The organism is Desulfonatronospira sp. (genome assembly GCA_003563255.1).
GTDB lineage: Bacteria > Desulfobacterota > Desulfovibrionia > Desulfovibrionales > Desulfonatronovibrionaceae > Desulfonatronospira.
Window position 1 is genome coordinate 1 of sequence record PWSL01000217.1, and the last position, 5,362, is coordinate 5,362.

General features: G+C 46.7%; 5 protein-coding genes. 2 read left to right on the forward strand and 3 right to left on the reverse strand.

Translation table 11 applies throughout. The features are described from left to right. Positions 1 to 483: 483 nt before the first annotated feature. Both QZP87_RS06410 and QZP87_RS06415 read right to left on the reverse strand, forming a co-directional pair. Positions 484 to 1,461 carry an alpha/beta fold hydrolase gene (locus QZP87_RS06410; RefSeq protein WP_291322097.1) on the reverse strand — a complete coding sequence of 326 codons (978 nt, stop codon included), beginning with the start codon at positions 1,459 to 1,461 and terminating at the stop codon, positions 484 to 486. A gap of 128 nt (positions 1,462 to 1,589) precedes the next feature. After that, a complete protein-coding gene (locus tag QZP87_RS06415) occupies positions 1,590 to 2,312 on the reverse strand; it encodes a hypothetical protein (RefSeq protein ID WP_291322098.1) in 723 nt (240 codons plus the stop codon). 795 nt (positions 2,313 to 3,107) lie between these two features. On the opposite strand from QZP87_RS06415, the gene QZP87_RS06420 reads away from it, so the two are divergent. Next, positions 3,108 to 3,356 carry a hypothetical protein gene (locus tag QZP87_RS06420; protein ID WP_291322099.1) on the forward strand — a complete coding sequence of 83 codons (249 nt, stop codon included), beginning with the start codon at positions 3,108 to 3,110 and terminating at the stop codon, positions 3,354 to 3,356. Positions 3,357 to 3,390: 34 nt separating this feature from the next. Then, on the forward strand, positions 3,391 to 3,699 hold the full coding sequence (locus tag QZP87_RS06425) for a hypothetical protein (protein WP_291322100.1): 309 nt from the start codon (positions 3,391 to 3,393) through the stop codon (positions 3,697 to 3,699). Positions 3,700 to 3,983: 284 nt separating this feature from the next. On the opposite strand, the gene QZP87_RS06430 is transcribed toward QZP87_RS06425, so the two are convergent. After that, a partial coding sequence (locus QZP87_RS06430; protein WP_291322101.1) for an ATP-binding protein occupies positions 3,984 to 5,362 on the reverse strand: 1,379 nt, incomplete at its 5' end.

Below are 5,362 nucleotides of genomic sequence, written 5' to 3' on the forward strand. Positions count from 1 at the left end.
GAAAGGCTTTTTCAGGAACTTATAGAGGTCATAAACGGCAAAAGGACCAAGGCCGAAGCCCTGGGGCACAGGGAATTCGGAATGTACAAGCTGCACAGCACTTTCTAAGCGGGCTTTGCCCGCAACTCAATAAAGAAAAGAGCTTTTTTGACAGGATTAAGAGATTGATGAAGAGAAAATCATTTTTCAGCTTAAATGTATCTGTTTAGCGCGTTGGATGTGGCATGGCTTCCTGCCCGGAGGCATACAGCCCGGAGGGGGACTGGCTCTCCCCGCACTTATTTTTCAGTAATGATCATCACATCAGACAAAAAAGTGCGGGGGTGCCTGTCCCCAATTGAGGCAGGTATAATATTTTATAAGTTTCGCTGTAGTGATAAATTAAAAATTTATTTATTTTATCAGTGTTACGAGAAAGACTTTTTGCAGTCGCATCTTTTCTGGGTTTATTCCAAACCGGTTCAAGGCCTTGTGGCTGGATACTCAGCCGCTATAGCCAGGCAGAAACTCTCCTGCCCTGTACTCCGACCAGTAGATGTTTTCTCTGCCTGGAAGGTGAAAGCCCACATGCCCGCCGTATTCGGGGATTTCCAAAAAAAGACATGGATTTTTCGATGCCTGTTCCAGGGGAAAACAGGAAGGAGTCAGAAAGGGATCGTCCCTGGCCTGGACCAGGAGGCTTGGAACGCGAATGTTTTTCAAAAACTGCAGGCAGGACGCTTTGGCATAGTAATCTTCAGCGTTCCGGAACCCGTTCAGGGGTGCTGTGTAACGGTTGTCGAAATGGTGAAAGGTACGTATCCTGTTGAGACCCCTTGCATCATAAATCCTGGGGAACATCTCCGCCTTCAGACGTATCTTCGCCTTGAGACTGCGCATGAAATACATGACATAAATGCGGCTTATGGTTGAGTCCAACCTGGCAGATGATGCGGATAAATCACAGGGTACGGAAAAGGCGGCTGCTGCCCGGACCTGGGAAGGGACCTGCCCGGGATCCTCACCCAGATACTTGAGCAGCTGATTGCCTCCCATGCTGAAGCCCACAAGGAAAATATTTGCATATTTCTGCCTGATTACATGGCGGATTACCGTGTCCAGGTCATCAGTCACGCCACTGTGATACAGGCGGGGCAGACGGTTGGGAGTGCCTGAGCAGCCCCGGAAATTCATGCACACCGCGTCCATTCCCAGCCGTATTAGACCCCTGGCCATGCCCAGGGGATATTTTTTGCGCGAGTTTCCTTCCAGGCCATGACTTATGACCACGGCCGTCCTTTTATCTGAGCGCAGGCTCAGATGCCAGTCAATATCCAGAAAGTCCCCATCCGGAGTGTCTATTCGTTCCCGGACAGGATCAGTGTCCGGCACAGGGCGAAACAGGGCGGGATATACAGTGTGTATATGGCCGTATTTTAACAGGTGGACCGGAGTGTAGCCGGGGTTTGGCAAAACTGGCATTGTTTTATGGATAAGGTAGAGTTCAGGTCAAATTGTTTGTGATAATTTGTCGCAACGTCTGATATTTTATTGCAAATGATAAATTTTGACCCGGGCAGCGGCATGAGCCGTCCTCTGGACAATATTAATCAGTAATACTCCCTGTTCATGGGATCAATGACAGAAAGAACTCTTTTTTTCAGGCGATGCGAGAAAATTTTTCTGTCCACCATAGACTGTAGTCGATTATCTATCCGCTCCAGAGGAGCCCGGCCCAGAAAGTTTAATATAGCTGTAATCCACTGCCGGGTACTGTTGTTGGAGACGGTGTTTTCAAGATCCGAAAAAAGCAGTTCCAGAAGGTCCTGATTGCTTTCATGGCCATGAAAATGTCTGAGGGTTTCAGCCTTGAATCCGGCTTGCTCCAGAGTCTCTGGAGGCCCTAGTTCCTTTAAGAAAGCAAGAAGTACATCCCTGGCCTTTTCATTGCCAAGGATTGTGAGTGAGCCAAGGGTGTTGACAGCCTCTTGCCTTTTTGACCCGCTGGAAGAGTACAGGTCCTGGAGATAAGGCTCTACAGGCAGATTCTTAAAGTCTATCTTCTGCATATCCAGGTCATTCTCTTTTTCCCCAAAATAACCAAAATCTATCATTTCAATGTATTCGGCAGGGCTGAAATCCGAACAGGCCCTGCAGTTGAAATCAAAGCTCTTTTTTTGGATCAGGTAGTGACAGTTACTAAAATCGAATTGCATGATTTCTTCAATGTAGGGCTCAAATTCAGGATCCAGAAGACAGATGCCCTTAGAGGTCGGGCCTTCACTGTCAGGGAGACAATACTCACAGTCTGTGCATTCAAAATTGTTGTTCATGATCTGTTCCTTCTATTGTGTCTGATCCCGCCATCAGTGAGGGATATTTCCCGGGCAGTGAGAAGCCGGCGTCGTGGCGGGGCTGCATCTCACCTGGTCCCAGGACGATAATACAGGACAGCATCCAAGGAAACCCTGGAGATGATATTTTTGTAGATAAAAATTGACATTCCAGCGCCGGCTGTCATTTTTGAAGGATGTATACGTATCAGAGTAACCATTCAGAGGGTCCTCGGTTGTGGCTAATGGCACAAGGCCAGGGAACTGTCCCCCGCTAAGTAATGATTATGCAGCTTCACAAAATTTCGTGTCTGTAATTTTTGTATTTGTGCAGGAACAGTGTCGAGGGGGACTGTCCCCCTTGGCCGGCACCTGCCCCCCTGAATGGTTACGCATCAGCTTAGCGCTTTGCATGTAGCACGGGGACTGGTTCTTCCAGGACCTACCTGACCCAAAAAATGAGTCGTTTAGAGCACAAAATCATGCTCAAGTGGGTCCCGGAGTGCCTGTCCCCTGCTTTCCTCAAAAAGGGCTAAACTGTTACAAAAAATGCATCTTGCCAGAAACTATTGAGAAGTTATTCGTTAACGACCAACATGTTTGTCTGAAATTTGTACTAAGCGCTTCCTGTCAGTACCGGACGAAGCAGCAATGGAGAGATTTACAACAGCCTGCTCAGATTCATTCTTTCTGCTTGACTTGCGCTGAAAGTATGTGTTTTAAATATTCATTGGTTGTTGTAAAGTTCGTCTTTTTTTGGCCTTTGGATTTCAAGGTTGTTTTCAGGAGAGAACCATGCAAGTGCACATTGATAAAGGAAAGCCGGCAGACTTTGACTCCAAGCAGGCCATTGTAAGGCTGATTGACGGCACCACCATCAATGGCTGGGTCAATCTCAAATACTGCACCCGTATAGCTGACCTGTTGAACAAATATGATGACCAGTTTATTGTTCTATTTGACTGCTCATTAAGGGATGACCTTGGAAATGTGCTTTTGGTGAACAAGAAGAATATTCTCTGGGTTGCACCGGTTGAGAAATAGAGCAATTAGTCCCTCTTGACAACAGCCGGTGTTGTTGCCTGATAACGTAAACGAAACCTTAAGCGATCAAAGAAATATGGAAGTAAGAACCTGTAGACAAATAATGGCGGATTATGATTCCAAGCAGGCAATTTTAAAGCTCGTCGACGGGACAAGCATCAAGGGCTGGATCAACCTCAAAAGCAGCACACGGCTTTCCGACGTGCTGACTGAATATGACGACCGGTTTATAGTTATTTTCAGGTGTGCGTTGCGTGAAGAGCTTGGGAATGTCCTTTTTGTTAACAAAGAACATATCCTCTGGGTCGCCCCGGTTGATAATAATATAAAAGATTTACGCTGACCCTGAAGATAGAGGTTGCGCAACAACTAACGCGGGCTGTGCCCGCAACCCAAGATAAACAGGTGCTCGTATCCCACAATTGGGACAGTCCCACTGCCAAGCTCTAAGCCCCCGCTATGGCTCACATTTTTCTTCTTTTCTGACAGGGTTTCAGCGGTAAGTCTAAAGCGGACTACCCCCGAACCCCAGTTATCTGTTTGTTATGGTTATCAGCAAAACCAGATAACTGATAATCAGTAACAGATAACAAGTTTTTTTGTGACAGGATTTGATGAGCAAGCCGACTACACCCTCTCCCACTCAAACCCCACCACATTACGTTCCTGATGAGAAAACTCCACGCCTATCAGATACACTTCCTGTCCTGCATACTTTTCAGCGTAGCCTCTGGCCTTGATCTGCTCAAGGGGTCTGCCTTCACCTGCAAGCTCAACAACTTCAAACTCCAAGATGTAAACCCGGCCCTGAAAGCCTACAGCCAGGTCCAGGCGTCCCTTGCTGGTGGGCTCTTCAGGCCGTACATCCAGACCCAGGGCGGCGAAATAGCAATAGACCACAGAAGCATAATATCCTTCGTACTTAGACAATTGATTCCTGCGGTACCAGTCTGCTGGAATGGAAGCGAAAAAGGCATGAAATATGGCTTTCAGGCTGTCTAAATCATTGGCCAGCAAGGCATCATAGGCTGCAAACTTGGCATTCTCAGACTCAGCCATAGTTCCGGTGAGATAAGTAAGAAGTGAATCAGTCAAACTCCGGCGGACTTCAAGGTTGGGGTATCCCAGAAAAAATCTTCTGCCCCCGGCTATCTGCTGTGCAGACTTAATTGTCAGGTAGCCGGTTTGAAAAAGCAGGGTCTCAACCTCAATACGCTCCATATCAAAACTGCCTAGAAGTTTTTCACTGGCTTGCAAAGACTCAAGAGATGGTATTACATACTTCCTGGAATGCAGCATCTTAATCAAAAAACTTGGCGTGCCGGTCTCAAACCAGTAGTTGGAAAACTCTTTTGATTTAAGATACAGCAGAATATCAAATGGATTGTAGACCTCCTTGCCCAGCCAGTTGTAGCCATTGTACCATTGCCTGACCTCTTCCAGATCCACTCCCTCAAGAAGGTCCGCAAAAACACTTTCCAGCTCAGCTTGAGTGTAGCCGCAAATGTCTGAAAATTTATGGTCCACGGTTATGTCTTCCAAGTTGTTCAACCCGCTGAACAATGACACCTTGCTGAATTTGGACACCCCGGTTATAAATACAAACTTGATGTAAAGGTCAGCATCCTTGATTACAGAATAATAGTTCTTGAGCTCTTCACGAATGGCTACAGCCGTTTCTGTGTTTTCAATGTTGTCCAGTATGGGCTTGTCATACTCATCCACCAGGATGACCACTTTACGGCCGGACTTTTCATGCAGACTATGAATTAATTCGGCGAAACGACCCTTTAAGCTTTGTTTTACATACTCAATTCCGTATTCCCGGCTGTGGTCATACAGAATTTCATCAAAGGTGGTCTCAAGCTCATTAATATTTCGAACTACTCCAGACCCAAAACTTACATGCACCACAGGATTAACCCTGCTCCAGTCCCAGCAGTCTTCTAAGTACAACCCCTGAAACAATTCCTGTTTTCCCTCAAAAGCAGCCTTGATAGTGCTCA

What these genes read in the sequence shown, in the direction of transcription:
- QZP87_RS06410 (WP_291322097.1), bottom strand. Translation starts at nt 1,461, where the DNA reads ATGCCAGTTTTGCCAAACCCCGGCTACACTCCGGTCCACCTGTTAAAA.
- QZP87_RS06415 (WP_291322098.1), bottom strand. Translation starts at nt 2,312, where the DNA reads ATGAACAACAATTTTGAATGCACAGACTGTGAGTATTGTCTCCCTGAC.
- QZP87_RS06420 (WP_291322099.1), top strand. Translation starts at nt 3,108, where the DNA reads ATGCAAGTGCACATTGATAAAGGAAAGCCGGCAGACTTTGACTCCAAG.